We start from the raw sequence: 25,958 nt of genomic DNA, 5'->3' as shown, positions 1-25,958 counted from the left end.
TCGCTGCGCCCGACCTGCGGCGGATAGGACGCGCGAGGCATCTATGGCACCCTTCTAGGGTGATGGAAGAGCAGCGCCAATCGCGCATGGAGCAACTCGGCGGCGCGAGCGGACTCGTCCAGTCGACGGTACCGATCGTGGTGTTCATCGTGGTGAACACCATCGCGAGCCTCACGATCGCGCTCTGGGTGGCGCTCGCGGCGGCCGCGGCGGTGCTGGCTTGGCGCCTGGCGCGCCGGGACCAGGTCCAGCCGGCGATCTCGGGATTCATCGGCGTGGGTATCGCGGCGTTCATCGCCCACCGCACGGGCGAGGCCCGGGGGTTCTTCCTCTTCGGCATCTACACCAACCTGGCGTATGGCTCGGTGTTCGCGCTGTCGCTGCTGCTGCGGTGGCCGCTGGTGGGAGTGATCTGGAGCTTCCTCAGCGAGAAGGGCCCGGAATGGCGGCGCAGCAGGGTCGCGCGGCGGTACTACGACCTCGCGACCGGAGCCTGGGTGCTGGTGTTCGCGGCCCGCTATCTCGTGCAGGCACACTTGTATGACACGGACCAGACAGGCTGGCTAGCAATCGCGCGGCTGTCGATGGGGTGGCCCCTCGCGGCCCTGGCTTTCGTGGTGACGGTGCTTGCTGTGCGGCGCGCGGATCGCGCCCTCGAGCAGGAAGCATCCCTAGAAGATGAGCAGAGGACGGAAACATGACGCGCCGATCCGGGCCGGGCGGCCAGGGCCGCGACCACGACCAGCGACGGGAGCCGCGTGACCCTGGCTGGGTGGGACGCGAGCTGGACCTAGTGCTTGGCGATCCCGCGCATGGCGGGTTCTGCGTGGCGCGGCACGAGGGTCGCGTCGTGTTTGTCCGCCAGGGGATACCGGGCGAGCGCGTGCTGGCCCGGGTGACGGAGGACCGGGGTGGCGGATACTGCTTCGCCGCGGTCACCGAGGTGCTGGAGCCATCGGAGCACCGGGTGGAGCCACTCTGCCCTGTCGCGACGGGCAACCATCTCGATTCCGGGCCGACCGATGGAGCAGGCTGCTGCGACCTCTCCCACATGGATGCCGTCGCGCAGCGTGACTGGAAGGCGCGGGTGGTCGAGGGCCAGTTGCGCCGCATCGCCCATATCGAGCGCGTGGTGCAGGTGGAATCGCTGCACGACGAGGGCGAGCCGGAGCTCACCGGCTGGCGCACGCGGGTGCGGCTCGCCGTGGACCGGGACGGCAACGCCGGCTACCGCCGCTACCGGGGCAGCGAGGTCATCGCGGACCTGCGGTGCCCGCAAGCGATGGCCGGGCTTCTCGACGGGATCGGCGACCGCGGGTGGCGGCCAGGGTGCGAGCTGCTGGTCGTCGCGGACTCGTCGGGCCAGCGCCATATCGTGGAGACGGTCACCGCCCCGGATGCGCGGGGCCGGGCGAGCGTGGCCCAGGGTGGCTCCCGGCAGCGTGCCGCATCGCGGCGTGCCCGGGCGGCCCACCGCAGCGAGGTGCGGATCCTCGAGGGCTCCGGGGATACGGCCCAGATGGTGGGCGATACCGCGTGGGAGGTGCCTGCCACAGGGTTCTGGCAGGCGCACCGCCATGCCCCCGAGCGATACAGCGCCGTGGTGCGGGAGTGGAGCACGGCAGGCCCTGGTGATACCGCGTGGGATCTCTACAGCGGGGCGGGCGTGTTCGCGCATGTCCTCGCGGCGCAGGTTGGCGCTAGCGGGCGCGTGGAGGCCGTGGAGGCCGACGCTCGTGCCGTCGCAGCGGGGGAGCGGGCGCTCTCGGGGTTGCCCCAGGTCCGTTTCCACGCGATGCCCACCGTGCGTGCCCTCCCGGTTCTCGCGGAAGCTCCCAGCTCCGATCGTCCCAGCGTCGTGGTGCTGGATCCGCCCCGGGCGGGGGCTGGGCGCGAGGTGATCGAGAGCGTGGCGGCTGCCGGGCCGGATCGGATCATCCACATCGGTTGCGATCCGGCGGCGTTCGCGAGGGATTGCGCGTTGTATGCCGAGCAGGGCTATGGCCTTGCCGACCTGCGTGTGCTCGATGCGTTCCCGCTGACCCACCACATGGAATGCGTGGCGCTGCTGCAGCGCTGACGCGGCAATCCCGGCTATCGAATGGAACAGCGGGGTGGAATCCGTAGACTAGGGGGAACCGTGGCCGCGAGGGCGGCCCCGGAAAGCGGATGCCACAAGACGAATGGAGTGTCTCGTTGGGGCTTCTCGATCGTGTGCGAACACCCAGTGATCTGCGGGACCTCACCCCGGGCCAGCTCGTGGTCCTGTCCCGCGAGATCCGGGAGTTCCTGGTGCGCAAAGTTGCGGCGACCGGGGGTCACCTCGGGCCGAATCTCGGTGTGGTCGAGCTGACGCTGGCGATGCATCGGGTCTTCGACTCCCCGCATGACGCGATCCTGTTCGATACGGGCCACCAGGCGTATGTGCACAAGATCGTCACGGGGCGGGCCGACCAGTTCGACACCCTGCGCAAGCGAGGTGGCCTCTCGGGATACCCGTGCCGCGCTGAGAGCGAGCATGACTGGGTGGAGTCCTCGCATGCCTCGGCGGCGCTCTCGTACGCCGATGGGTTGTCGAAGGCGTTCGAGCTTTCCGGGCAGCGAGACCGGCATGTCGTCGCCGTCGTCGGCGATGGTGCCCTCACCGGCGGGATGTGCTGGGAAGCGCTGAACAATATCGCGAGCGCCGATCGCCCTGTCGTCATCATCGTCAATGACAACGGCCGCTCCTACGCCCCGACGATCGGCGGGCTCGCCGAGCATCTCGCGGCGCTGCGCCTGCATTCCGGCTACGAGAAAGTCCTTGAGAGCAGCCGCAAGGCGATCAAGGGGATCCCGCTCGTCGGCGATACGGCCTACGCGATGCTGCACGGCATGAAGGCGGGCATCAAGGACGCGGTGAGCCCCCAGACGATGTTCTCCGACCTTGGCGTGAAGTACCTGGGTCCGGTCGATGGCCACGACCTGCATGCGATGGAGGCATCGCTGCGCCTCGCCAAGGACTTCGGCGGCCCGGTCATCGTGCATGCGGTGACGGGCAAGGGGCGTGGCTACCGGCCAGCGGAGACGCACGAGGCGGACCAGATGCACGCCACCGGGGTGATGGATCCGTTGACGGGCACCGCCATGAGCAAGCCGATCGTGGACTGGACTTCCGTGTTCTCCGATGAGCTGATCCAGCGGGCCCGGGAGCGCGAGGACATCGTGGCGATCACGGCGGCGATGGCGGGACCGACGGGCCTCGCGGCGTTCGGCAAGTGCTACCCCGATCGCATGTTCGATGTTGGCATCGCCGAGCAGCATGCCGTCACCTCGGCCGCCGGGCTGGCGCTGGGCGGCATGCATCCAGTGGTGGCGGTGTACTCGACGTTCCTCAACCGGGCTTTCGACCAGCTGCTGATGGATGTGGCGCTGCTCGGGCAATCGGTGACGCTCGTCCTGGACCGGGCGGGCATCACCGGTTCCGATGGGGCCAGCCACAACGGCATGTGGGACTTGTCGCTGCTCGGCATCGTTCCCGGCATGCGTGTCGCGGCCCCGCGAGATGCCGCGACGCTGCGGGAGGAGCTGGGCGAGGCGTTGCTCATCGATGACGGGCCGACCGCGCTGCGCTTCCCCAAGGGCCCGGTGGGCGATGCCATCCCCGCGCTGGAGCGGCTTCGCGATGGCGTCGATGTGCTGCACGGCTCCCCGGGCGTGCCCGCGGATGTGCTGATCGTGGCGGTCGGGCCGTTCGCCACGCTCGCGCTGGAGGCCGTGGCGCTGCTCCGCGGCCAGGGCATCAGCGCTACGGTGGTGGATCCACGCTGGGTGCTGCCCGTGCCGGGGAGCATCGTGCGGCTCGCGACCGTGCACAAGCTCGTGGTGTCGCTGGAGGATTCCGGGGTGCATGGGGGAGCGGGAGCCGCTCTCGCTGCCGCCCTGCGTGCCGCCGAGGTGGATACGAGGTTCCGCGAGATCGGAGTGCCGCAGCGCTTCCTCGACCATGCGTCGCGCAGCGAGATCCTCGCCGAGCTGGGCCTCGCGGCCCAGGACATCGCGCGGCAGGTCACCGGTTGGATCGCGCGCGAGGACACGATCGCCCTGCGCAATGGCTATGCCGATGATGCGCGACCCGCAGCGGTCCGCGAGGTCAACGCGAAGGCGTCCGGCGCGCCCGGCGCCTGAGACTAGCCGTTGCAGGTGGCGGGCTAGCCCTCGATCGATCGGATCGGATCGTCATCCCGGCCGAAGGTCGTGCAGAATCCGATGATAACAACGCGCGTGCCGCTGATCTCGAGGTTCATCGGCTCCTCGCCCGCACGCTCCTCGAGGTAGGCGCGGACGGTGTCGCGCTGAGCTTCCTCGTCCTGGTTGAGGAAATCAGCACAGGTGGTGTCGCCACCGCGGTTGCCGAGGATCCCGCCGGAGCAGGCCGCTACGGGGCCTAGAGCGAACAATGCGGCGCAGCATGCGGCTATCGCGCGGGCGACCTGGGGGCGTTTCACGGGTTTCCTGCTTCCTTGTCCTCCGGCGGCACTGCCGCCTGGAGTGCTTTCTCGATGGGCTCGGCCACGAGCTCTGCCTGCCATTGCCGTGCGCTGCCCGCGAGCAGCGCGCTTCGGACATTAGCGACATCGAGCGGTTCGGGGGGCTCGAACGCGAGCTGCCGCACTAGATCGGCGGGCGCGAGGTTCTCCACCGGCACCGCGTGGGTGGTGCTGATCGTGGTGAGTGCCTCCCGCATCGCGGTGTATCGCTGCCCGGCATCGGTGCCAGTGCGGGGGCGCGGGGTGCCACCCCGCCCATTGGTATCACCGGGCAGACGAGTGGGCGGCAGGTCGCTGGCCGGGATCTCCCGGGCGCGCTGCACAGCGGCGAACCAGGCGGCGGCGCGGCGGCGCTGCCGCGGCCCGTTGAAGCTGCGGAGCCCGAGGAGCTCCCCGACCGTTGCGGGCTGCTCGTTCGCGGCGGCGACCAGTGCTGTATCGGGAAGCAGCCGCTTGGGTGCGATGTCGGCGCCAGCGGCGATCCGGTCGCGCTGCAGCCACAGCTCGCGCACGATGGCAAGGCCCCTGCGATCCCGCACCGTGTGGATATTGGTGGTGCGCCGCCACCGCTGCGGATTGGGCGGCGCGGGCTCGCGGGTCCGCACATGCTCGAACTCTTGCGCGGCCCAGCCTGCCTTGCCCTGCTCGGCGAGCTCATTGCCGAGGATCTCGCGCAGTTCGATGAGGATCTCGACGTCGAGCGCGGCGTAGTTGAGCCAGGGCGCGGGCAGGGGACGGCGGGACCAGTCGTCGGAGCCGTGGCCCTTGGCGAGGCTGAGGCCGAGGAGCCGCTCGGTGACGGCGGCGAGCCCGACCCGCTCGAACCCGGCGAGCCTGCTCGCGAGCTCGGTGTCGAACAGGCGCGCTGGGCGCAGGCCGAGCTCGGCGAGGCCGGGGAGGTCCTGGTCGGCGGCGTGGAGGATCCACTCGAGCGGATTGATGACCCTTGCGAGCTCGTCGAACTCGCCTTCGAGGCCGATCGGGTCGATGAGGATGGTTCCGGAGCCCGCGCGGCGCAGCTGCACGAGGTAGGCGCGGGCGGAGTAGCGGTACGACGAGGCGCGCTCGGCATCGACCGCGAGTGGTCCGCTCCCGGCGGCGAGCGCTTCGACCGCTGCGGCGAGCTCATCCGGGTTGGCGACCAGGGTGGGTGCCCCGTCGCGGGGCGCGAGCAGGGGGACGGGTGGCGATGTGTCTGATTCGGGTGGATTCTCGCCCGGTGATGCGCCCATGGATGGCAAGGCTACGCGATCACCGCGCGGCACGGACGGGATGCTCGGCCAGGGCCGGCGCCACGACTACCAGGCTCACGACTGCGGAAAGCGATTGCCGATGGAGGTGATACCGGCCGGCGGCAGCCCGGCCGCGTACTCGAGCACTTCGCAGAACGCCTCGACCTGGGACTTGATCATCAGCGTGCGCGAGGTCCAGGAGGCCCGCATCTCGAGCTGGTGGGCCTTGGGCGGGCCGGCGATCTCGCCGAACCGGACCGACGTGGTGGCGGTGATCGTGCCGCCAAGCGCCACATACTCGGCGGTGCGGCCCTCGAGAGCGTCGTGGAGCCAGCTCCACGCCACCTCGGGCAGCAGGGAATCCTCGGCGAGGGTGGCATCCACATCGGCCTGGATGTACGCGACGAGGCGGAGCGTGCCCTGCCACGCCTCGTCGCCCTGGGGGTCATAGAGCAGGATGAGACGGCCGAACGCATCGCCATCGGAGTACTCGCCGACGGGCTCGCTGCCCGAGTGCTTGATCTCCGCGCCGAGCGCGTAGCTGTACGGCGCGAGCCGCTGGGGAGGCCGGATGGGACCCAGCTTGATCTCCGGGCGCACGACTGCGCTCGTCATGGATTCGACCGCAGTGCGGAACGGTTCCGGTTCGCTTGGTGCCCCTTGAGTCGTCACGAGTCGGACGGTATCGGTGACACGCCGGCCCGACACGGAGGCGCGCCGTTAGTCGTGACGGTCTGAAACCGTTCTGTGCTGAGATGAATGCCAGTGAAGCATGATCCGCGCCACGTCCCGACGATCATGCTCGGGGCTGGCACCGCGCATGGCGGTGGACGTGGGAGGATAGGAGCATCATGAGTGACTCACTGCCGAGGCTCGCGGGCGCGACCCGCCGCCGCCTGCTCCCCGCTGCCCCGTTCCTCGCCGCCGCCACGGGCTCCCGCCCGAGCCAGCGCCCCGTGTGGTTCATGCGCCAGGCAGGCCGTTCCCTCCCCGAGTACCGCGAGCTCCGCAAGGGCATCGGGATGCTCGAGTCCTGCTTCCGCCCCGAGCTTGTCGCGGAGATCACCCTGCAACCGGTGCGCCGCCACGGAGTGGATGCCGCGATCCTGTTCTCCGACATCGTGGTGCCGCTCAAGGCCGCCGGGGTGGACCTCGACATCGTTGCTGGCCGCGGCCCTGTCGTGCAGAACCCCTTGCGCACGGCCGCGGACATCGCCGCTCTCCCGCGCCTGCGGCCGGAGGAGGTTGGCGCGGTCTCCGATGCGATCGGTCTGCTCGTCAACGAGCTTGGCGATACCCCGCTTATCGGTTTCGCCGGTGCCCCGTTCACCCTCGCGTCGTACCTCGTGGAGGGCGGCCCGAGCCGCAACCACGAGCACACCAAGGCGCTGATGCACAGCGATCCGGAATCCTGGCACGCGCTGCTCGGCAAGCTCGCCGATATCGCCATCGTCTTCCTCCAGGCGCAGGTCCGCGCTGGGGTGGACGCGGTGCAGCTCTTCGACTCCTGGGCGGGCGCGTTGTCGCTCGCCGACTATCGCCGGTTCGTCCTGCCCCACTCGAGCCGCATCCTCGATGAGCTCGCCTCCACTGGTGTGCCCCGCATCCACTTCGGGGTGGGCACTGGCGAGCTGCTCGGCGCGATGAGCGAGGCCGGGCCGGACGTGGTGGGCGTGGACTTCCGCGTGCCGCTCGATGAGGCCGTCCGACGCATCGGCCCTGGCAAGGCGATCCAGGGCAACCTCGATCCTGCGGTGCTGTTCGCGGACTGGGCGACGATCGAGCGCGAGGTCCGCCGCATCATCGGCGAGGCTGATGCCGCGCAGCAGGCGGGGGCGATCGGTCACATCTTCAACCTCGGTCACGGCGTGCTGCCCGACACTGACCCGACCGTGATCACCCGCGTCGTCGAGCTGGTCCACTCGCTCTGATGCTTGCCCCGAAACGTGCTCTCGTGCTCGGCGCGGGCATCTCGGGGCTCCTCGCCGCCCACCGCTTGCGGCAGCAGCTCGGGGATTCCGCCACCATCGTCATCGCTGACCCCGAGCCCGCTAGCGGCGGGAAGCTCCGCACCGGGACGCTCGGGCAATCCGGGGGACCGGTGGAGCTGGGCGCGGAGGCTTTCGTGCGGCGCCGACCCGAGGTGACGGGCCTCGCGGAGGAGCTTGGCGTCGCCGACCAGCTCGTCCATCCCTCCGGGCTGCGCCCTGCCATCTGGTCCGGGCATGAGCTCCACCCCATGCCTGCAGGCACGTTCATGGGCATTCCGCTGGGCCCCGAGGCCCTCGACGGCCTCGTTGATGACGCGACGCTGGCCCGCATCGCTGACGAGCCGGGGATGCCGCTGGATTGGACGCCGGGCCAGGATGCCAGCCTCGGGCAGCTCATCGCCGAGCGCTTCGGGCAACAGGTGGTCCAACGGTCCGTCGACCCCCTCATGGCCGGGGTCTATGGCGGCGGCACCGAGCACATCGGTGTCCGGGCGGCCACGCCCGAGCTTGCTGCCGCGCTCGACCGCGGCGCCACCAGCGTCACTGCCGCCGCCCGCTCGGCCCTGCGGCCCGGACCGGCAGGACCCGTCTTCGCCACCTTCCGCGATGGCTACCGCATCCTCGTCGACGCTCTCGAGCTTGCGGCCCGCGCCGAGCGATCCCCGGCAACCCTGGACCAACCGCTTCGCGCGGACGGCCGGGGATGGGACGCGGGGCCACTCGGGCACGCCGATATCGTCGTCATCGCCACGCCCGCGCACGCTGCTGCCCGGCTGCTCGCGCAGGCAGCCCCGGAAGCATCCCGCGAGCTAGCCCGCATCCAGCACGCATCGGCAGCTCTGGTCACCCTCGACCTGCCTCTCGAAGCCGGGATCCCGCAGCACTCCGGCGTGCTCGTCGCCACCGGTGAGGAACTCACCGCGAAGGCATTCACCTTCACCAGCCGCAAGTGGACCCACCAGGCGCACCGCAACCTCGTGCGCGTCTCTCTCGGACGCTTCGGAGATGATCCCGGCACCAGCATCCTCGACCAGCCCGATGCGCGGATCATCGATATTGCCCGCGCCGACCTGCGCACCGTGACCGGGGTGGCCGATGCGCCGCTCGCCACGCGGGTGCAGCGCTGGCGGGACGGGCTGCCCCAGTACGAGCCAGGCCATGCCGAGCGCATCACCACAATTGAGCAGGCCGTCGCGCCGCTGCCCGGCCTCGTTGTAGCCGGGGCCTACCTCCACGGCGTGGGCGTGCCCGCCTGCATCGCCACCGCCGACGCGGCCGTCGCGCAAGCTCTCTCGGGCATGGCAGGATAGGGCGCATGGCACGGCTCGATTACAAGGCGCTCAACGACACCATCCGCTACCTCATGTTCTCGGTGTACCGGGTGGAGCCCGGCCTCCTCGGCGAGGAGCGCGAGGCCGCGCGCGCGGACCTGCAGCGCTACCTCGACGACCTCGACGAGCGCGGGGTGATCGTCCGTGGCCTCTACGACGTCTCGGGCCTGCGCGCCGACGCGGACTTCATGATCTGGACGCACGCCGAGACCATCGAGCAGCTTCAAGCTGCCTACCAGGACTTCCGGCGCACCACGATCCTCGGTCGCGCGAGCAGCCCAGTGTGGAGCGTCGCCGCCCTGCACCGTCCTGCCGAGTTCAACAAGAGCCACGTCCCCGCGTTCATCGCCGGGGAGGACCCCGGCAACTACATCTGCGTGTACCCCTTCGTGCGCTCCTACGACTGGTACCTGCTGCCCGACGCCGAGCGTCGCACGATGCTCGCCGATCACGGCAAGGCCGCCCGGGGCTACGCCGACGTGCGCGCGAACACCGTGAGCTCGTTCGCGCTCGGGGACTACGAGTGGATCCTCGCCTTCGAAGCACCCGAGCTGCACCGCATCGTCGACCTCATGCGCGACCTGCGCGCCACCGAGGCGCGCCTGCACGTGCGCGAGGAGATCCCCTTCTACACCGGGCCGCGCGTGGAGCCCGAGGCGCTGGTGCGGGCGCTGCCCTGACGCTGCCTGGCTCAGCTGGCGGTTACCCCCGCGTTGTGTGAGGTTCTGCACCCTCGCACGGCCACGAGCGGGTGCAAAAGCTCACACTTCCGAGAGGGAGACGCGGGGCGAGCCGAGCTCGGCTACTCCGCGGGCCGCAACCGCAGGCAAACCGAGTTTATGCAGTACCGCTGATCGGTGGGCGTGGGATAGCCCTCGCCCTCGAACACATGCCCCAGATGGCTATGGCAGTTGCGGCACACCACCTCCACGCGGCGCGTGAACAGCGAGCGGTCCTCCCGCAGGATCACGGCATCCGAGTCGGCAGGATCGAAGAACGACGGCCAGCCGCAATGCGAGGAGAACTTCTCGCTGCTGCGGAACAACTCCGCCCCGCACGCCCGGCACTCATAGATGCCCTCGGTGGTGGTGTCGGTGTACTCACCAGTGAACGGGCGCTCCGTCCCGGCCTGCCGCAGTACCGCGTACTCGATGGATGACAGCTTCTTCCGCCACTCGGCATCAGCAAGCTCGAAGCGCGGCGGTGGCAATTGATCAGAACCCATGCCACAACGCTAATAGGTTTTCCGGTCCCGCGCCGCCAGCGGAGCGGGATCACTGGCTAAGGATGAAGCGTGGGGGCGCGGTAGCGAGGCCGGGAGTGGCCCCGCCACCGCGGGCCGCGGCGGTCTAGCTGCCGGAGGATCCGGCGGGCAGGCAGATCAAGCCTGTGCAGGGCTTCGGGGCGATCTCGATCACCACGTCGGTGGTGGCGTCGGGGGCGACGCCGTTTGACGCGGTGACGGTGATGGGGAACGTCCCGGCCTCGGTGGGGGTGCCCGAGAGGGTGCCGTCGGGGCCCAGGGCCAGCCCGGCCGGCAGCGGGTCGCCGGTGCTGACCGTCGGCGTCGGCGGGCCGGTGGTGGTGAACGCGAAAGTGTACGGCTGCCCGACCGTGCCGGCGGGGGGCGTGCCGACCAGGGTGGGGGCCTGGTCGATGGCGATCACCGAGACCGTGTCACCGCCGGAGTTGGTGACGTAGGCGCGGACGCCGTCCGGGTTGACCGCCACCCCGGACGGGAGGTCGCCGACTCCGATGGAGGCGGTGACGGTGTTGGTGGCGGTGTCGATCACCGACACCGTGTCGTCGTTGTTGTTGGCGGTGTAGGCGCGGGTGCCGTCGGGGGTGATGGCCACCCCGATCGGGAGGCCGCCGACTCCGATGGTGGCGGTGACGGTGTTGGTGGCGGTGTCGATCACCGACACCGAGTCGTCGCTGAAGTTGGTGACGTAGGCGAAGGTGCCGTCCGGGGCAATGGCGACCCCGCGCGGGGCGTCGCCGACGGGAACCGTGGCGGCGACCGCGTTGGTGCCCGTGTCGATCACTGACACCGAGTCGCTGTTTTGGTTGGTGATGTAGGCGAACGCGCCGTCGGGAGTGATGGCCACCCCGCGCGGGGCGTCGCCGACGGGGATGGCGGTGACGGTGTTGGTGCCCGTGTCGATCACCGACACCGTGTCGTCGTTGAAATTGGTGACGTAGGCGCGGGTGCCGTCGGGGGTGATGGCCACCCCGATCGGGCCGTCGCCGACGGGGATATTGGTCGCGGAGGTGTTGGTGGCGGTGTCGATCACTGACACCGAGTCGCTGAGTTCGTTGGCGGTGTAGGCGAAGGAGCCGTCCGGGGCAACTGCGACCCCGCGCGGGGCGTCGCCGACGAGAACCGTGGCGGCGACCGTGTTGGTGCCCGTGTCGATCACCGACACCGAGTCCTCGTTGAAGTTGGCGGTGTAGGCGAGGGTGCCGTCGGGGGTGATGGCCACCCCGGTCGGGCCGTCGCCGACGGGGATGGTGGCGGTGACCGTGTCGGCGGCGGCTGTGGCGGGCAGCCCCGCGGCGAGGGCAGCGGTGAGGGCGAGCAGCAGTGTGCCCGCCCGCGGCAACCGGTTCCGAGGCGCGCGGGGCCGTGGTGCCCGGATGAGCGTGGGTGCTGTGGTGATGGCGATCGTGACGATCATGGCCCCTGTTCTCCTGCACGTGATCCGGGCGTGCGATGTGGCGCGACGGGAGTGCCCGGTGCCTGCCCGCGGTCCTTCGTGCATCACACCATTCACTGCGGTTGCCGGTGTTTTGCTGAGCAGAACGAGACCAAGACGAGACGAACGCGACTGCGGGGGTGGCCGCAGGCCGGGCCACCCCCCGCAGTCGCGGTGCTCAGCTTGCAGCCGGGAGCGAGTCCTCGCTCTTCCTGTGCAGGACGAAGTCCGCCGCATTGACCGTCCTGGTGCGGGCCTTGTACTGGAAGGTGTAGCCGGGCCAGATGGTGCGGTTCATGCCCTGGGAGTCGAGGTACCAGCTCGTGCAGCCACCCGTGGACCACACGCCCGCGGAGAGCTTTGCCTGGATCTCGTCGTTGAAGTCGCGCTGGGCGTCAGCAGTGACCTCGACGGCGGCGTTGCGCTCGTCGGCGATGCGCATGGCCTCGAGGATGTAGCCGATCTGCTGCTCGATCATGAAGACCACGGAGTTGTGGCCGAGCCCGGTGTTGGGGCCGAGCAGGAAGAACGCGTTGGGGAACCCGTTGACGGTGATGCCGAGGTGGGTCTCCATGCCCTTGTCGCGCCACTGCTCGCTGAGGTTCACGCCGTTGCGCCCGACGATATCGACGTTGTCCATCGAGTCGGTGACGTGGAAGCCGGTGCCGTAGATGATCACGTCGACCTCGCGCTCGACACCGTCCGCGCCGATGATGCCGTTGGGGGTGAAGCGCTCGATGCCCTCGGTGACCACCGTGGTGTGCTCACGGGCGAGGGCCGGGTAGTAGGTCGAGGAGCCGAGGATGCGCTTGCAGCCGATGCGGTAGTCCGGCGTCAGCTTCTCGCGAAGCGCGGGATCCTTGATGGACCGCGTGACGTTCCACTTGCCCAATGATTCGAGCGGCTTCATGACGTTCGAGTTGCCGTTGAGCCCGAACGCCAGTGACTCCTGGATGCTGTAGATGCTGCCGCGGATGCCGCGCCGCAGACCGGGAACGCGCGCGATCGCTGCTCGGGCGGGCGAGGGGATCGGCACATTGGTGCGGGGCAGTACCCATGCGGGGGTGCGCTGGTAGAGGTGCAGCTCGGCGACCTCGTCGATGATCTGCGGGATGAACTGGATGGCGCTCGCGCCGGTGCCGATCACCGCGACCTTCTTGCCGCGAAGGTCAACGCTGTGATCCCACCGCGCGGAGTGGAACGAGGTGCCCGTGAACTCGTCGTCCCCGGTGAAGCGAGGGATGGAGGGAATATGGAGCGCGCCGACGCCGGAGACGAGGAACTCTGCCTCGTAGGTATCGCCCTCGGCCGTCGTTGCCGTCCAGGTCTGGGTGGTCTCGTTCCACTCTGCGCCGGTGAAGGTGCGGCCGAAGTGGGTGTAGCGCTGCAGATCGTGCTTCGCCGCTACGGATTTCATGTAGTCGAAGATCTCCGGCTGCTCGGCCCACAGCTTGCTCCAGCGGGCGTTGGGCTCGAACGAGAACGAATACATGTGCGCGGGCACGTCGCAGGCGCACCCGGGGTAGGTGTTGTCGCGCCAGGTGCCGCCGAAGTCATCGGCCTTGTCGATGATGAGGAAGTCGGACTTGCCGGAGCGCAGGAGCTGGATGGCCATGCCCATGCCGGAGAATCCCGTGCCGATGATCAGCGTGCGGGTGGTGTGCGTGGCTGGAGCGGTGCTGGATAGCAACGTTGGTATCCCTTCGAGTGGGGCGGGCGCGAGGCCGCTGGGGTGGCTTGCGGTGCGGGGACGCGTCGTTGCGCCGGACAAGCCGTCGGATGTGTGAGTCAATGTGTACCGGATAGTCCCGCTGGTCGGCAATGACGGGCGTCACACATCGCGGTGGCCCGGCGAAATGGTATGCGTACACTGACGCGCATGCCGAGACTCTCGATAGGACATGTGGCAGTGGCGGCGCTCGCGATTACGCTGGTGGCTGGCTGCGCGGACGGCGGGCAGCGGGCAACGCCGATCGGTGAGGAAGGCGAGGCCAGCGCAGCCGTCGAGGCCGGGGCATTCACCACCAACGGCGAGACCAGTTTCAATTCTCCATCGGGAAACATCACCTGCTGGTTCGGTCCGCGCCTCGCTGGCTCGCACGGTCCGGACGGGCTTCACGAGCCGTCGGTGGCATGCACGATCCGGGACACGATCGAGCCCGTTCCACCGCGGCCGGAGCACTGCCATCCGAACATCGCCTGGTTCGTGTCGGCCGTGCTGATCGACGGCGAGCCTTTGACAGGAACATGCTCGAACGGGGCACTCGCGTCAACGGGACCAGCTGCGGTCCTCGAGTATGGCCAGCACATCATCGTGCAAGGCGTGCGATGCACGAGCATGACGACCGGCGTCAGCTGCGTGGATGAAGCATCCGGCAAGGGCTTCCGGGTGGCCCGCGAGGGGATCGACCTGATCTAGCGGTGGTTCCGGACCGAGCGTGCAGGAGCGGCCCACTCGATCACGCTGGTGGCCCGCGTGTACCCCGCCTCGGAACGGGTAGGCCAGCAAGACGTCCTGCCGCCTAGCGAGGAGAAGCCGCGATGAGAAGCACCGGAAACTACCTGCGGTTCGGCTTGGTGCTGCTAGCCAGCCTGGTCCTGATGTTCCTGCTATCGATGTCCATGGTCCGCACAGTGGACCATTTCCACCTCAACCTCAGCAACTTCTACATCTCGCTGGTCATGGTCTCGGCGATGGCGCTGGTGATGATGGTCGGGATGCGCTCGATGTTCCAGAAAAAAGGGCTCAACATCGCACTATCGGTATTCTTCGTCGCCCTTTTCCTCGGCGCGTGGTCGCTGGGGCGCACCGAGACTTTCGTCGGCAACGAGGGATTTCTCAAGTCAATGATCCCGCACCATTCGCGGGCCATCCTCGTCTGCCAGGAATCTTCGCTCACCGACCCTGAGATCATCGAGCTGTGCCGGCAGATCGTCGAGACGCAGCGCGAGGAGATCGCCCAGATGGAACGCATCCTCGAGGACCGGTACTGACGAGCGCGCCGATAGGTCCGGACCGACTGCGCAGCGCCAGAAACACCGGAAACTGCCAAACGCGATAGAAATCGCGCCAGGTTCGAGGCAGCTTCTATCGCATTTGCGAGCACGAATCCGAGACAGGCCTACTCCGCCGCGGCGGCCTTCCCCGCGGGGCGCCCCTCCGGGAAGCGGTACCGCTCCGGGATCCCGCTGTACTCCACATCATCGCGGATGTACGGCGGGTCGAGCCCCTCGTGGAGGGTGCCGAGGCGGCGGGCATCGAGCCAGCGGTTGATGAGCACGACGAACACCACGATGAGGATGAGCGTCCAGCCGAATGTGGTGCGGAGGAACTGCGCGGCCTCGCCGAACTGCCGCCAGGGCACCGAGTACCACATGTCGAACGTGAGGAATCCGTAGGCGGCGAGCCAGGCCGGCCAGTTGCGGACGACGGAGTTGCGCATCACCACGGTCATCAGCAGCGGGAACATCAGCATCGAGTAGTACATCTGGCCGAGCGATCCGATGAGGAACTGTGCGGTGAGGATCACGCTCGCCGCGGTGCAGAGGAAGAACAGTTCCTCGTGGCGGTAGTAGCGGAACAGCAGCCACAGGGAGATGAGCACGATGACGGCCATGCCGCCGCGCAGGCCGAGGATCAGCCACTCGGGCAGGCCATAGTAGGCGGCATTGCCGGAGATGGCGCTGTTGAAGTAGTCGCGGGATTCCGCCAGATAGGGAGCTGTTTCGCGGACGAAGCGCGCCGGGTCCTTCGACAGTGGCCACGCAATGGTGAGCAGCACTATCGGAATGCCGATCGCTCCCATGAACGGTTGCCATTGCTTCTTGAGGAACGGGAACACCAGCAGCGGAAGAAGGATCGGTTTGATCGCGATTGTCAGGCCCATCGGCACGCCCGCCCACCAGAGGCGCCGCTCGAGGAGGAACTTGATGAACAGCACCTCGGCGAGGAAGATCAGCCCGTTCATGTTGGTGTAGATCAGTGTGTTCGACACGGACTCGGTGCTGAACATCGCGAGAACCGTGACGGGAAAGGCCACCGATCGGATGCCAAACCCGAACAGCTTCAGCAGGTAATAGGCGGCAAGCAGCACCGCGACAGCATTGATGATGATGTAGGTGCGCCGCGCGATGTCGTAATCCATGTAGCCCAGCGGCGAGATCATCAGGGTGCCGCTCGGCGGATACAGGTAATGCGGATGCGTCCAGTTGAAATTGTCGAGATACACGTCGCGGTTGTTCAGGAAGTTCTGCGCGGCGGTATAGATCGGCAGGAAGTCATTGGTCACCGCACCGTTGAACGCCAGGATGACTGTCCGGTGGATCACCGTGAGAACCGCGAAGGGCCATGCCACCATCGTGATGATGCCCGCCGTGGTCAAGGGAGCTCGTGACGTCAACTGTGAGGGAAACACGCAGGTAAACTACCCCAACTCGGACGTGCTTCGCTGCATGACACCCACGGAGGGGTCAGCGAGGGCAGGTCGTCGCGGGTGAAGCCTGCCCATCTGTGACGAAGAACGCGACCTGCTCCGCCGCGCAGGCAGAGCTGAGCACCGCGCCATGCCCGGTGCCCTGCCAGGTCACGCTGGAAACGGTGGACCCATTGGCGAGCAACCGGCCGCGCAGCTCCCGGATGGTGCCTGCCCCCGCGCGCGGATCCCGTGTCCCCTCGAGGAGCATCGTGGGCAAGGGCGCTTCGAGATCGGTGGGGACGAGCTCGATGGTGGGCCAGGACGTGCAGAGCAACGTGCGCAGCAGCAGCTGGTCGCCCACGATCGGATGATCGATGCGCCACTGCTCCGCGCGCTCCTGCACGTCGGCGGCCGTGGCGCGGGCAAGGGTGTCGCTGCACTGGCCGATGTACTGGCCGTCGGAGGATGCAGCGGAATGCTGGATGAGGCTCAGTCGCAGGAGCTCCGCGGGCTGGCGGTTCCGTGCCTGGGCGAGCGCGTCGGCGAGGGTGTCCATGCGTTGCTCGGCGGTGCCGTTGCTGTCGCCGAGCAGCCCGATGGCGGTGCTGATGATCGTTCCCGGGGTGACGAACCCGAGCCGGCCCGCGCGGGCGTCAGCGATCATCTCCTGGAGCGCCGCGATCGGATCAGGGGCGAGCGCGCAGTTGGTCGCGGTGCAGTGCGCGGCGAACGCCCCCAGCGCGGCCTCGGCTCCCTCGGACTGTTGCTGGGCCTCCGCGAGATTGTCGCTCCCGGGAATTGGTGGCGGCGTGGCGGGCATGGCCAGGGGCGAATCGAGCACGAGCCGCGAGACGTTCTCCGGGAACAATGTGGCGTAGGTGAGCGCGAGCGTCGCGCCGTCCCCGGACCCGATGAGGGCGAGGCGGTCGAGCCCCCATTCCGCGCGCAGCAGCTCGAGGTCGCGCGCGGCGTTCTCCACCGTGAAGAACGTCTCCATCGGCTCGAGCTGATCAGTGCACGAGAGCGTGGACTCCCGGCTGATCCGCGCGACCGTGGCAGTGCGGTCCGCGATGTCCTCGGCGTCCCTGGTCAGGTCGATGTGTTCCTCGATCAGCCCCTGGCTCAGGCAACTGATCGGGGTGGAGAGACCCGTGCCGCGCCGATCGACAGCCACCACCGGGCGCGAGGCGATCAGCGGCGAGGATTCCACCGCCATCGTTGCCAGCGCGCGGGAGGATGCTTGCGCGGTACTGGTAGTCAGGACCACCGGCTCGGCATCGATGGGCGTGCCCTCGAGGCGGGCGCGCGCCACGCCCAGCTCGATCGGCTCAACGAGGTCGCCGGAATGATCCACGGGAACGATCAGCGTGGCGCAGTCGAGCTGGACGCCAGGCGGAATCGGCGGAAGCTCATGCATGGCCGTGATCTCGCCCGCGCACTCCGACCAGGCCAGCTCGTTCTCTGGCGACGAGAGCCCTGGGGGAGCGACCGGCCCGTCCACGGTGCCCTCGGCCGGTGCCGCGCCCCGATCGATCGCGAGGGGCGGGCGCTCCGACGGGACGGACCCGCAGGAGGCGACCAGCGCGCATGCCGCGCCGAGCGCCACCACGATCAATGAATGCCTAGTTGGCACGATGCTCCCTACTTGTCCCTAGTCCGCGCGCGCCCACCGCGTGAACAATGATCCGTCGCCGTCTGCCAGGGTATGCGCGAGCCGCATCCGATGCGCCACAGCAGTGGGGTCCACGGCGATCCGTGGCGCATCGCCACCCACGAGCACCGGCGCGATGGTCAGGCACAGCTCGTCGACGAGATCATGGCGCAGCATCGCGCCGAGCAGCGACGGCCCGCCCTCGCACAGCATGCGACCGAGGCCGCGCTCGTGCAGCACTGCCAGCACATCGCCCGGATGCACCGCCTGCCCGTCACGCGGAGCGAGCTCGATGACCTCCCCGCCAGCCTCGCGGAGGAGATGCTTCCTGCCGGGATCGGCGTCGATGCTGGTGATCACCAGCGGAGGCACCTCGGTGCTCGTGAACAAGGTGTGCGCCGCGTCAAGATCCGCTCTGCCCGTGACCACCGCGATCGGCGGTACCGGCTGCTGGCCGCGCTCGATGCGGCGCTGCCTCGCCGCAGGAGCGATCCGCGCCCCGGAGTAGCCCTCGGCGCGTGCCGTGCCAGCGCCAACGATCACCACGTCCGCGAGCTCGCGCAGCAGCCCGAAGATCTTCTTGTCGAGCGGGCTGGACAGTCCGCCCGAGGCGCCGTCGATCATTGCGGCGCCGTCGATGCTGGACACGAAGTTCACTCGCAGGCAGGGACTCTCGCGGTACTCGTAGAGCCGCGGGAGATCGGGCGCGGCGCTCGAAGCTGTGAACTGGATCGCAGAAAGGGGAGTGGGCACACTGCCAATCTGCCCACGTCGATAGGATTTGGCAATGACCGCACGCCTTGTCGACCGCACACCGGTGATCCCCGCCGACCAACTGGTGGCCCAGATGGTGCCGCCCGCGATGTTCAACGAGGTGAGCTTCGACTCGTACATCCCCGATCCCGCGGAGCCCTCGCAAGCAGCCGCGGTCAATGCCGCGCGCGAGTTCGCCCAGGCTGTAGCCCGCAACCGAAACGGCAGGAAGAAGCTCTTCGGCAAGAAGAACACCGTCGGCGCGGGCCTCTACCTCGACGGTGGCTTCGGGGTCGGCAAGACCCACCTCCTCGCCTCGATCTACCACGCGGTGCCCGAGCCCAAGGCATTCGGGACCTTCGTCGAGCTCACCCATGTGGTGGGCGCGCTCGGCTTCATGAAGGCCGTCGAGGAGCTCTCGGGGCACTCGGTGCTGTGCATCGACGAGTTCGAGCTCGACGATCCCGGTGACACGATGCTGGTCTCGCGCCTGCTCACCGAGCTCTCCGCGCGCGGCGTGTCGATCGTCGCGACCTCCAACACCCTGCCCGGCCAGCTCGGCGAGGGACGGTTCGCTGCCCAGGACTTCCTCCGCGAGATCCGCAAGCTCGCCTCGGTGTTCGAGGCCGTGCGCGTCGACGGCCCCGACTACCGGCACCGCGACCTTCCCCCCGCCCCGCAGCCCATCTCCAGCGAGGAGCTCGAGGAGCGCGCCGCGCACACCGATGGCGCCACTCTCGACGACTTCGACGAGCTATGCAAGCACTTGTCCACGCTGCACCCTTCCCGCTACGGAAAGCTCGTCGAAGGGATCCCTGCGGTCTTCCTCAAGGACGTCCACCCCGCGCAGGACCAGGCTGTCGCGCTGCGCCTCGTCGTGCTTGCCGACCGGCTGTACGACGCGAGCATCCCCGTCATCGTTTCCGGCGCCAAGCTCGACGAGATCTTCACCGAGGAGATGCTCGCCGGTGGATACCGCAAGAAGTACCTGCGCGCCACCTCCCGCCTGCTCGCGCTGTCCCGCTTCGGAGAGCAGGCACGCACCACGGGCTGATCGCGCCAGGGGGGATCGTCGGGGTCAGCCGAGCGGGCGCGCGAGGAGGAGATCACGCTCGATGCTCGCGCCCACCGGGAAATCCCGCGTGCCGGCCTGCGTGAAGCCATTGCGCTGGTAGAACGACTGCGCACGATGATTCTGCTGGTTCACGCCCAGCCAGATGCGCTGCTGGCCAGCGCGGGCGGCGGCAAGCACGTGCCGCATCAGCAGCGTCGCGTGTCCACGGCCATGATGATTGGGCAGCAGGTAGAACTTGCTCAGCTCGGTCGTTCCCGTGGCCTCGCTGATCGCTGGATCGTCGAGCGTGGCGCCGCGAGGCTCCGGTGGTGAGTCGAGCGCGATGAGCGCGTAGCCGACGATGCTGGATGCCTCGCGGAGCACGAGCACTCGATGCTGCTCGCTGGCGATGTACCGGGAGAAGTTGTCCTTGGTCAGGTGCTGATCAACGAAAGCTGCCATGTCCGCCGACGGCATGGCAGCCGGGCATGCCAGGGGAAAGGTGATGGCAGCCACGCGGCTGACCTCGGCCGCATCCTTCGCGGCCGCGACATCGACCCGAACGTGATCGTGGAACATAGGGTGCACCATACTGCGATCGAGGCAGTGACTTGGTCCATGTCGGGGAAGCGCAATCGTGCTGAGCTCATCGCGGCGCTTGCTGGGGTCCATCCCGGCGTGGGCCCGCTGGGGCCGCAGTATCGGGGGGCCGCATGGAGCGCGCATGAGTTGCACGAAGCGCGCGGCGAAAAACAAAAACCCCCTGCGAACAGGGGGTTTTGTTGGTGCGCGATACTGGGATTGAAGCTGTGTTTGGTGACTCTCCACGGATTGGCCCCTAGCAGGGTATTCCGGCTACTCTACGCCCTGGACCAGCGGAAACGATTACAGACAACCGTGCCCAACGATGCCCAAAGATGCCCGAAGATGTGGCAGAGATTGGGCACAAAACCTTCCGATTGGGCACGGATTGGGCACACGGGGAGAGCACCAGTGGCACACGAGACCAAGCGCCTGTTCGGCAACACGCGGCAACTGAAATCAGGGCGGTGGCAGGCCCGCTACACCGGCCCGGACCTCAGCCGCCATAAAGCCCCGCAGACGTTCGCGACGCGTGAGGACGCGCAGGCGTGGCTAGCGGAGCGGTACCGCGAGATACGCGACGGGCTGTGGGAACCCCCGTCAGTGGTGGCGAGGAAGAAGGCCGCGAAGAAGGTCACTTTCTGTGAGTACGCGAGCCAGTTCCTGGACGTGAAGCGGGCGACTGGCCTGGCACCACGAACCCTAGAGGGCTACCAGCGCTACCTGGACCGGTTCCTGCTGCCCGCGTTCGGTCCTATGCCCCTCGCGGACATAACCCCAGACGCTGTGCGGAACTTCTACGCAGGCATGCAGTTCCAGGGACGCCGTAAGGACGCCACCGGTGGTACGCAGCGCGCCCACGTCTACGGGCTGCTGTCCTCGATCATGCGTGCCGCCGAGGATGAGGACAAGATCGTGAAATCGCCGTGCCGCATTCGTGGTGCTGCGCGCCCACAGCGCCTACAGCCCGCCGATGAGCATTTCGTGGAGCAACCGCTGTGGCTTCAGAAGGACGTGTTCAACGCCCTGGTGCCTGTGCTGCCTGAGCAGTGGCAGATCGCGCCGGTGCTGGGGCTGTTCGGGGCGCTGCGGTTCGGTGAGGTCGTGGCACTACGCCGCAAGGACATCAGTTTCCGTGATGGTGCGCTGCATGTTCGTCGTGGGGTGTCCCGCACCAGGGGCGAGGTGCATGAGCGGCAGACCAAGACGCTGGCGGGGCGCCGGACGGTGTTCCTGCCGCCCACGGCGATGGTGGCATTGCGGGATCACCTCGACGCGCACACGGGTACGGGGCGGGATGCGCTCGTGGTGTCGTCGGTCCGTGACCCTGCGCAGCATTTGTCGTGGTCGGCTTTCCAGCGCCACTGGGCTAAGGCCCGCAGCGAGGCAGGGCACGACGAACTCACGTTTCATCATTTGCGGCACGCGGGAATCAGCTTGTTCGCGCGCTGCGGTGCGACGCCGCGTGAGAACGAGATCAGGTCGGGGCATAGTGCGGCGACGATCTCGCATCACTATCAGCACACGGACCCGGAGCGGATGGGGGAGCTGGCGCGTCGTATGGATGAGGTGTGGGCGGAGGCAATTAGAATCCATACAGTTATTAAAGCTGTTTAGACATTCCTGCCCAATCGGTGTACATTCCTGCCCAATGGTTCCCATTGGGGGCCAGGGACACGGAATGAGCAGCGGGAGATGCCCGCCCCTACCGGCGCAAACCGGCGTAGGGGTGGGCTTTTTTCGTGCCACAAAACAAAGGAGATGCACGCAATGCGGAAGAAGAACCTGTTGCGGCTGCGGGCTGCGGCGGAACTGGTGGGGCTGTCACCGAAGACACTGCGCCGCTTCATCGCTGAGGGCGAGCTGAAGGCCTATCGTGTCGGCAAGAGCCTGATCTACGTGGATGAGCAGGACGTGCTGGCGTTGATCCGCGCCGTGCCGAATGGCGCGGATTCGTAAGTGAGCAGCGGAAACGCCGCGTTGCACCCCCTGTCACTACATTTCACCGCGTGACAAAACATCATTTGCGCGCGAAGGAGTTCGCCGCCCGGCACGCGGTTACTGAACGGACGGTCAGGCGGTGGATCGCTGAGGGCACGATCCCCTCGATTCAGGTAGGGGCGGTCCGGCTTATCCCCGAGGACGCCCTCGACCACATCACGCCGCCGCGAGCCACCGAATAAGCAGAAAACCCAGAGGTGGCGTGCCTCTGGGCTTTCACGTCTGAACACCCTTAACCGGAAAGTTCCTAATGAGCGTACCAATTAGCGGCGGCGGTGCCCTGCTGCCTCAGCACCGCGACATGCTGAAAAGCAGCGGCATCCCCGACGATGTGATCGAAACACGCGGATACCGCTCCATCCGCGACCCCCGCGAGCTAGAGGAAATGTACCCGCAGCTCGCCAAGACAGCCAGGACACGAACACCCGGCCTCTACATACCCATGCACCGCTGTAACGGCACCCAATGGGGCTACCAGTACCGTCCCGACCATCCCCGCGAACGCCACGGCAAACTCGTCAAGTATGAGACGCCGCAGGGGCAAGCGACGCAAATCGACTTCCCGAAGATGCTGAGGGGCCGCGCCAATCCCAAGGTGGACCTGTACATCACTGAAGGCGCGAAGAAGGCGGACGCTGCGGTCGGTGCGGGCCTGTGCTGCATCGCGCTGACCGGAGTGTGGAATTGGCGACGCAAGGTTGCCCCTGCTGTCAATGCCACAATTGCGGTGCCCGACTGGGCAGACCTCGCGTTGCAGAACCGGACCGTGGTCATCGCGTTCGATGGTGATGTGCAGCGCAAGCCGGAGGTTCGGCGCGCCATGGGGGAGCTTGCCCGCTATCTAGGATCGAAGGGCTCGACGGTCCGGTATCTGCATCTACCCGACACCGACGAGAAGACCGGGCTCGATGATTACCTGGCAGAACATGGTGTTGATGAGCTGAAGCAGCTTGTCCGGTTCGAGATGCCACCCGAAGCGGGCGGTGAGCCCCCCGCGCGCACCCCGGTTGGCCGGGCACGGCATTGGCCCACCATCGACGGCGCGGGCCTCCTCAATCGCGTCGAAGAAGCTATTCGGCGGCACTGCGTCCTGCCCGACGACGATGCGATCACCACGGCTGTGCTGTGGACGGCGGCAACGCATTTCGTGGACCTGTTCGACTATGCGCCCCGCCTGATCATCCGGTCAGCGACGAAGCGGTCAGGCAAGACCCGCCTGCTGGAAGTGGTGGAGGGCATGGCGTGGAATCCGCTGCCCACGGCGAACACCTCCACCGCCGCGCTGTTCCGCTCGCTTGATTCCGAGAAACCCCCAACGGTGATGTTTGACGAGACCGATGCCATTTTCGGCACACGGAAGGCGTCCGACGCGCATGAGGAGCTGCGCGGCATCCTCAACGCCGGATTCCAGCGGGGAAAACCTGTGCGGCGTGTGGACAAGGACACGATGCAGGTCGTGGAGTTCCCTGTGTTCGCGTTCTGCGCCTTGTCTGGCATCGGGCGGCTCCCTGACACCATCGAAGACCGGGCCGTGATCATCACCGTGAAGCGCCGCAAGAAGAACGAGGCCGTGAAGCCGTTCCGGTTGCGCCGCGACCTTCCCCCGCTCGTTGAGCTGCGCGAGGAGCTGGCCGCATGGGCTGAGCAGAACCGGGCAAAGGTGGAAGGCGCGGAACCTGCCGATATGGGGGTGGAGGATCGTGTTGCCGATACGTGGGAGCCGCTCATCGCGGTCGCTGATGCCGCGCACCCTGATTGGGGCCGACGTGCCCGTCAGGCCGCGCAAGCCGCCAACGGGCGGACGGACAGTGGCGGCACTCAGGAGGAGTTGCTGAGGGACATAAGGGCGGTGTGGGAGAACCACTACGGAGTTTCGTTCCTGAAATCGACTGTGCTTGTTTCTGAGCTAGTGGCGCTCCCGGATTCGGCGTGGTCCGACCTCAGCGGCGAGCACTACCTGTCGGCTCACGGGCTGGCCCGCAGGCTTGGCGAGTTCGGCGTCAAGCCTCGCCAGAACGATGCTCGGACGGAGCGTGGCTACCACCGCTCCGACTTCCTGGACGCGTTCGAGCGGTGGCTCTGATCGGCTTTTTTCAACCCTGTTCACTCTGGGAACTGTCCAGAGTGTCCAAGTGTCCGAAAAAGGTGTATCTACCTGCGGAAACGATGCGATCCGGCAACTGTCCGCAAAGTGTCCAGCAACTGTCCAGAACGCCGCGCTGGACACTTCGCGGACACTTCGCGGACACTTCGACAAAACCACCAAAATACCAGGTCACGCGGGCATTTACGGACAGTTGGACACTCTGGACAGTTCCCAGAGTGGAACGTTTCGATCTTTTGCATCAACCGGCTCGCTGAGGTGCCCTGGGCCACGCGCCCTGGCTAGGGTCCGCCCCGTGTTCGCTGGCCCCCGCTAGCGTCCATTACGGCAGGCCACCCCCGCGCCTGACACACCCATCGGGGGTGGCCCGCCACCCGCACTAGCGAAACGAAAAACACGGGTTTATCGGCACCAGCGCTTCTTTTTGTGAATCACCACCCCAGCGAGGACAGGCAACTATGGACGACTCTTTTATCGCGGATACCTGGACTAGCGAAAAGCTCGCGGAGCTGCGCGCGAACTTCGCGGGGCTGACGGATTCCCAGCGGCTCGATGAGGCCGCTCGTGCCGCTGATGAGCTACTGGACGTCCTCGATGAGGCAGAGAACGACGGGGTGACCGGTGATGCGGTGACGCTGCTGCATGGCATGTTCACGGCGTTCGCTGTGGTGGTGGCCGACCGGTGAGCGTGGCACCGCTTATCGAGTTGGAGCCCGAGGAGCGCGCGGAGGTCGCGGCGGTGCTGCTGGGGTGCGCCGAGACGGTGGGGGCGCTGCGCGACGGATCGCGGGCCGCTTATGCGCTGCGCGTGATGGCGCGTGCCATCGCGGAGTGATTCGGGGGTGTCTCGATGTGTTCGTAGTGAGACACCCCGGCTGCTGGGCTTCGCGGGGGGTGTTTCCCCTGGACCGCATGTCTCGTTAGTGTGTCTCGATACTACGTGTCTCACATTGCGTCATTGAGATAGATTGTGAGACCCTCGGGGTGCGACCACGACGAGAAGGACACCCCCCATGAGCGACACCACCACCGCCCGCCGCTACGGCTACGCCCGCGTATCCACGTCCCGCCAGACCCTCGCCCAGCAAATCGACGCGCTACGCGCCGCCGGGGTCGATGAGGAGCACATCTACCGCGACGTGATCAGCGGAACCAAGACCGACCGCCCAGGGCTGGCCGAGCTGCGCCGCCATCTACGCCCCGGCGACACCCTCGTGATCGTGGCGCTCGACCGGCTGGGCCGCACCCTATCCGGCATCCTGCGGACACTAGAGGAGCTGACCGAGCAGGGCGTGAGCCTCGTTTCCCTGCGCGAGGGCTTCGACATGACGACACCGGCAGGGCGCGCCGCCGCCGGGATGTTCGCCGTGATGGCCCAACTAGAGCGTGACCTGATCGTGGAGCGGTCCCAGGCCGCGAGGGATGCGCTGAAGGCGCGTGGGGGGAGCGTGGGGCGAAAGCGCGCCCTCACCGAGGACCAGGCGCGGCAGGCCCGTGCGCTGAAGGATCGCGGCGAGACTGCCCGCGCTATCTGCGAGACGCTGGGTATCTCGCGGGCCACCCTGTACCGCTACCTCGCGGAGAGCACCCCGGCCACCACCTAGACCCCTGCCCAGTGG

General features: G+C 67.6%; 26 protein-coding genes. 16 read left to right on the top strand and 10 right to left on the bottom strand.

What is annotated here, in order from left to right; genetic code table 11:
- Positions 1–62: 62 nt before the first annotated feature.
- The 3 genes from FXO18_RS04790 (at position 63) to dxs (ending at position 4,167) form a co-directional block, all read left to right on the top strand.
- Complete coding sequence (locus tag FXO18_RS04790) at positions 63–701, top strand: DUF3159 domain-containing protein (RefSeq protein ID WP_407936436.1); 639 nt, start codon at positions 63–65, stop codon at positions 699–701.
- Positions 698–2,080: a class I SAM-dependent RNA methyltransferase gene (locus FXO18_RS04785; protein ID WP_149359870.1), complete on the top strand. Its 1,383-nt coding sequence runs from the start codon at positions 698–700 to the stop codon at positions 2,078–2,080. Before FXO18_RS04790 ends, FXO18_RS04785 begins: the two co-directional genes overlap by 4 nt.
- Positions 2,081–2,169: 89 nt before the next feature.
- A complete protein-coding gene (gene dxs, locus FXO18_RS04780; protein WP_149359869.1) occupies positions 2,170–4,167 on the top strand; it encodes a 1-deoxy-D-xylulose-5-phosphate synthase in 1,998 nt (665 codons plus the stop codon).
- Positions 4,168–4,190: 23 nt separating this feature from the next.
- Here the strand turns inward: dxs and FXO18_RS04775 are convergent, their stop codons facing one another.
- The 3 genes from FXO18_RS04775 to FXO18_RS04765 form a co-directional block, all read right to left on the bottom strand.
- On the bottom strand, positions 4,191–4,487 hold the full coding sequence (locus FXO18_RS04775; protein ID WP_149359868.1) for a hypothetical protein: 297 nt from the start codon (positions 4,485–4,487) through the stop codon (positions 4,191–4,193).
- Positions 4,484–5,761 carry an HRDC domain-containing protein gene (locus FXO18_RS04770; RefSeq protein ID WP_149359867.1) on the bottom strand — a complete coding sequence of 426 codons (1,278 nt, stop codon included), beginning with the start codon at positions 5,759–5,761 and terminating at the stop codon, positions 4,484–4,486. The genes FXO18_RS04775 and FXO18_RS04770 overlap by 4 nt, the downstream gene beginning before the upstream one ends.
- Before the next feature lie 75 nt (positions 5,762–5,836).
- On the bottom strand, positions 5,837–6,376 hold the full coding sequence (locus FXO18_RS04765; RefSeq protein WP_235900444.1) for a DUF3000 domain-containing protein: 540 nt from the start codon (positions 6,374–6,376) through the stop codon (positions 5,837–5,839).
- A 236-nt stretch (positions 6,377–6,612) separates the two neighbouring features.
- Here FXO18_RS04765 and hemE point away from each other — a divergent pair, with 236 nt between their 5' ends.
- Genes hemE through hemQ form a run of 3 tightly spaced genes read left to right on the top strand, consistent with a single transcriptional unit; the run spans position 6,613 to position 9,763 of the window.
- Positions 6,613–7,692 (top strand): uroporphyrinogen decarboxylase, encoded by a 1,080-nt coding sequence (gene hemE / locus FXO18_RS04760; RefSeq protein ID WP_149359865.1) that lies wholly within the window; start codon positions 6,613–6,615, stop codon positions 7,690–7,692.
- On the top strand, positions 7,692–9,062 hold the full coding sequence (locus FXO18_RS04755) for a protoporphyrinogen oxidase (RefSeq protein WP_149359864.1): 1,371 nt from the start codon (positions 7,692–7,694) through the stop codon (positions 9,060–9,062). The genes hemE and FXO18_RS04755 overlap by 1 nt, the downstream gene beginning before the upstream one ends.
- A gap of 5 nt (positions 9,063–9,067) precedes the next feature.
- Positions 9,068–9,763 carry a hydrogen peroxide-dependent heme synthase gene (gene hemQ / locus FXO18_RS04750; RefSeq protein ID WP_149359863.1) on the top strand — a complete coding sequence of 232 codons (696 nt, stop codon included), beginning with the start codon at positions 9,068–9,070 and terminating at the stop codon, positions 9,761–9,763.
- Between the two features lie 122 nt (positions 9,764–9,885).
- Here the strand turns inward: hemQ and msrB are convergent, their stop codons facing one another.
- The 3 genes from msrB to FXO18_RS04735 all read right to left on the bottom strand — a co-directional run bounded on the left by msrB (position 9,886) and on the right by FXO18_RS04735 (position 13,469).
- On the bottom strand, positions 9,886–10,308 hold the full coding sequence (gene msrB, locus FXO18_RS04745) for a peptide-methionine (R)-S-oxide reductase MsrB (protein ID WP_149359862.1): 423 nt from the start codon (positions 10,306–10,308) through the stop codon (positions 9,886–9,888).
- A gap of 124 nt (positions 10,309–10,432) precedes the next feature.
- Positions 10,433–11,761, bottom strand: coding sequence for a beta-propeller fold lactonase family protein (locus tag FXO18_RS04740; RefSeq protein ID WP_149359861.1), 1,329 nt, complete (start codon positions 11,759–11,761; stop codon positions 10,433–10,435).
- 196 nt (positions 11,762–11,957) lie between these two features.
- A complete protein-coding gene (locus FXO18_RS04735) occupies positions 11,958–13,469 on the bottom strand; it encodes a flavin-containing monooxygenase (RefSeq protein ID WP_235900443.1) in 1,512 nt (503 codons plus the stop codon).
- Positions 13,470–13,658: 189 nt separating this feature from the next.
- On the opposite strand from FXO18_RS04735, the gene FXO18_RS04730 reads away from it, so the two are divergent.
- Together FXO18_RS04730 and FXO18_RS04725 are read left to right on the top strand one after the other, a co-directional pair.
- Positions 13,659–14,198 (top strand): DUF6636 domain-containing protein, encoded by a 540-nt coding sequence (locus tag FXO18_RS04730; RefSeq protein ID WP_149359860.1) that lies wholly within the window; start codon positions 13,659–13,661, stop codon positions 14,196–14,198.
- Between the two features lie 122 nt (positions 14,199–14,320).
- A complete protein-coding gene (locus FXO18_RS04725; RefSeq protein ID WP_149359859.1) occupies positions 14,321–14,773 on the top strand; it encodes a DUF305 domain-containing protein in 453 nt (150 codons plus the stop codon).
- Positions 14,774–14,901: 128 nt separating this feature from the next.
- On the opposite strand, the gene FXO18_RS04720 is transcribed toward FXO18_RS04725, so the two are convergent.
- The 3 genes from FXO18_RS04720 to FXO18_RS04710 all read right to left on the bottom strand — a co-directional run bounded on the left by FXO18_RS04720 (position 14,902) and on the right by FXO18_RS04710 (position 18,598).
- Positions 14,902–16,137 carry a glycosyltransferase family 87 protein gene (locus tag FXO18_RS04720; protein ID WP_149360114.1) on the bottom strand — a complete coding sequence of 412 codons (1,236 nt, stop codon included), beginning with the start codon at positions 16,135–16,137 and terminating at the stop codon, positions 14,902–14,904.
- 112 nt (positions 16,138–16,249) lie between these two features.
- Positions 16,250–17,827, bottom strand: a complete 1,578-nt coding sequence (locus FXO18_RS04715) for an alpha/beta fold hydrolase (protein ID WP_149359858.1) — start codon at positions 17,825–17,827, stop codon at positions 16,250–16,252.
- Positions 17,828–17,845: 18 nt separating this feature from the next.
- Complete coding sequence (locus FXO18_RS04710) at positions 17,846–18,598, bottom strand: pyrimidine reductase family protein (protein ID WP_235900441.1); 753 nt, start codon at positions 18,596–18,598, stop codon at positions 17,846–17,848.
- Positions 18,599–18,632: 34 nt separating this feature from the next.
- Here FXO18_RS04710 and zapE point away from each other — a divergent pair, with 34 nt between their 5' ends.
- Positions 18,633–19,652 carry a cell division protein ZapE gene (zapE, locus tag FXO18_RS04705; protein WP_149359856.1) on the top strand — a complete coding sequence of 340 codons (1,020 nt, stop codon included), beginning with the start codon at positions 18,633–18,635 and terminating at the stop codon, positions 19,650–19,652.
- 24 nt (positions 19,653–19,676) lie between these two features.
- On the opposite strand, the gene FXO18_RS04700 is transcribed toward zapE, so the two are convergent.
- Positions 19,677–20,231, bottom strand: coding sequence for a GNAT family N-acetyltransferase (locus FXO18_RS04700; protein ID WP_187774173.1), 555 nt, complete (start codon positions 20,229–20,231; stop codon positions 19,677–19,679).
- 414 nt (positions 20,232–20,645) lie between these two features.
- Between FXO18_RS04700 and FXO18_RS04695 the strand changes: the two genes are divergently transcribed.
- The 7 genes from FXO18_RS04695 (at position 20,646) to FXO18_RS04670 (ending at position 25,943) form a co-directional block, all read left to right on the top strand.
- The gene (locus FXO18_RS04695; RefSeq protein WP_187774172.1) at positions 20,646–21,851 is read left to right on the top strand and encodes a tyrosine-type recombinase/integrase; all 1,206 of its coding nucleotides are present in this window, start codon (positions 20,646–20,648) and stop codon (positions 21,849–21,851) included.
- A 153-nt stretch (positions 21,852–22,004) separates the two neighbouring features.
- A complete protein-coding gene (locus tag FXO18_RS04690) occupies positions 22,005–22,193 on the top strand; it encodes a helix-turn-helix transcriptional regulator (RefSeq protein ID WP_235900440.1) in 189 nt (62 codons plus the stop codon).
- 50 nt (positions 22,194–22,243) lie between these two features.
- On the top strand, positions 22,244–22,417 hold the full coding sequence (locus tag FXO18_RS16245) for an excisionase family DNA-binding protein (RefSeq protein ID WP_149359853.1): 174 nt from the start codon (positions 22,244–22,246) through the stop codon (positions 22,415–22,417).
- 68 nt (positions 22,418–22,485) lie between these two features.
- Complete coding sequence (locus FXO18_RS04680) at positions 22,486–24,318, top strand: DUF3631 domain-containing protein (RefSeq protein WP_149359852.1); 1,833 nt, start codon at positions 22,486–22,488, stop codon at positions 24,316–24,318.
- A gap of 479 nt (positions 24,319–24,797) precedes the next feature.
- The gene (locus tag FXO18_RS04675) at positions 24,798–25,025 is read left to right on the top strand and encodes a hypothetical protein (protein WP_149359851.1); all 228 of its coding nucleotides are present in this window, start codon (positions 24,798–24,800) and stop codon (positions 25,023–25,025) included.
- A 2-nt stretch (positions 25,026–25,027) separates the two neighbouring features.
- Entirely contained in the window at positions 25,028–25,174 is a 147-nt protein-coding gene (locus tag FXO18_RS15845) for a hypothetical protein (RefSeq protein WP_187774171.1), read from the top strand.
- 178 nt (positions 25,175–25,352) lie between these two features.
- The gene (locus FXO18_RS04670) at positions 25,353–25,943 is read left to right on the top strand and encodes a recombinase family protein (protein ID WP_149359850.1); all 591 of its coding nucleotides are present in this window, start codon (positions 25,353–25,355) and stop codon (positions 25,941–25,943) included.
- Positions 25,944–25,958: the final 15 nt, after the last annotated feature.

This window comes from Lolliginicoccus suaedae, from assembly GCF_008312885.1.
Classification (GTDB): Bacteria; Actinomycetota; Actinomycetes; order Mycobacteriales; family Mycobacteriaceae; genus Lolliginicoccus; species Lolliginicoccus suaedae.
Note: the sequence above shows the minus strand (reverse complement) of the source record. Positions and strands in the feature narration are given on the sequence as shown.

Coding starts and splice junctions, on each gene's coding strand:
- FXO18_RS04790 (WP_407936436.1), top strand. CDS start 63: ATGGAAGAGCAGCGCCAATCGCGCATGGAGCAACTCGGCGGCGCGAGC.
- FXO18_RS04785 (WP_149359870.1), top strand. CDS start 698: ATGACGCGCCGATCCGGGCCGGGCGGCCAGGGCCGCGACCACGACCAG.
- dxs (WP_149359869.1), top strand. CDS start 2,170: ATGCCACAAGACGAATGGAGTGTCTCGTTGGGGCTTCTCGATCGTGTG.
- FXO18_RS04770 (WP_149359867.1), bottom strand. CDS start 5,761: ATGGGCGCATCACCGGGCGAGAATCCACCCGAATCAGACACATCGCCA.
- FXO18_RS04765 (WP_235900444.1), bottom strand. CDS start 6,376: ATGACGAGCGCAGTCGTGCGCCCGGAGATCAAGCTGGGTCCCATCCGG.
- hemE (WP_149359865.1), top strand. CDS start 6,613: ATGAGTGACTCACTGCCGAGGCTCGCGGGCGCGACCCGCCGCCGCCTG.
- FXO18_RS04755 (WP_149359864.1), top strand. CDS start 7,692: ATGCTTGCCCCGAAACGTGCTCTCGTGCTCGGCGCGGGCATCTCGGGG.
- hemQ (WP_149359863.1), top strand. CDS start 9,068: ATGGCACGGCTCGATTACAAGGCGCTCAACGACACCATCCGCTACCTC.
- msrB (WP_149359862.1), bottom strand. CDS start 10,308: ATGGGTTCTGATCAATTGCCACCGCCGCGCTTCGAGCTTGCTGATGCC.
- FXO18_RS04740 (WP_149359861.1), bottom strand. CDS start 11,761: ATGATCGTCACGATCGCCATCACCACAGCACCCACGCTCATCCGGGCA.
- FXO18_RS04730 (WP_149359860.1), top strand. CDS start 13,659: ATGCCGAGACTCTCGATAGGACATGTGGCAGTGGCGGCGCTCGCGATT.
- FXO18_RS04725 (WP_149359859.1), top strand. CDS start 14,321: ATGAGAAGCACCGGAAACTACCTGCGGTTCGGCTTGGTGCTGCTAGCC.
- FXO18_RS04720 (WP_149360114.1), bottom strand. CDS start 16,137: ATGGTGGCATGGCCCTTCGCGGTTCTCACGGTGATCCACCGGACAGTC.
- zapE (WP_149359856.1), top strand. CDS start 18,633: ATGACCGCACGCCTTGTCGACCGCACACCGGTGATCCCCGCCGACCAA.
- FXO18_RS04700 (WP_187774173.1), bottom strand. CDS start 20,231: ATGTTCCACGATCACGTTCGGGTCGATGTCGCGGCCGCGAAGGATGCG.
- FXO18_RS04690 (WP_235900440.1), top strand. CDS start 22,005: ATGCGGAAGAAGAACCTGTTGCGGCTGCGGGCTGCGGCGGAACTGGTG.
- FXO18_RS04680 (WP_149359852.1), top strand. CDS start 22,486: ATGAGCGTACCAATTAGCGGCGGCGGTGCCCTGCTGCCTCAGCACCGC.
- FXO18_RS04675 (WP_149359851.1), top strand. CDS start 24,798: ATGGACGACTCTTTTATCGCGGATACCTGGACTAGCGAAAAGCTCGCG.
- FXO18_RS04670 (WP_149359850.1), top strand. CDS start 25,353: ATGAGCGACACCACCACCGCCCGCCGCTACGGCTACGCCCGCGTATCC.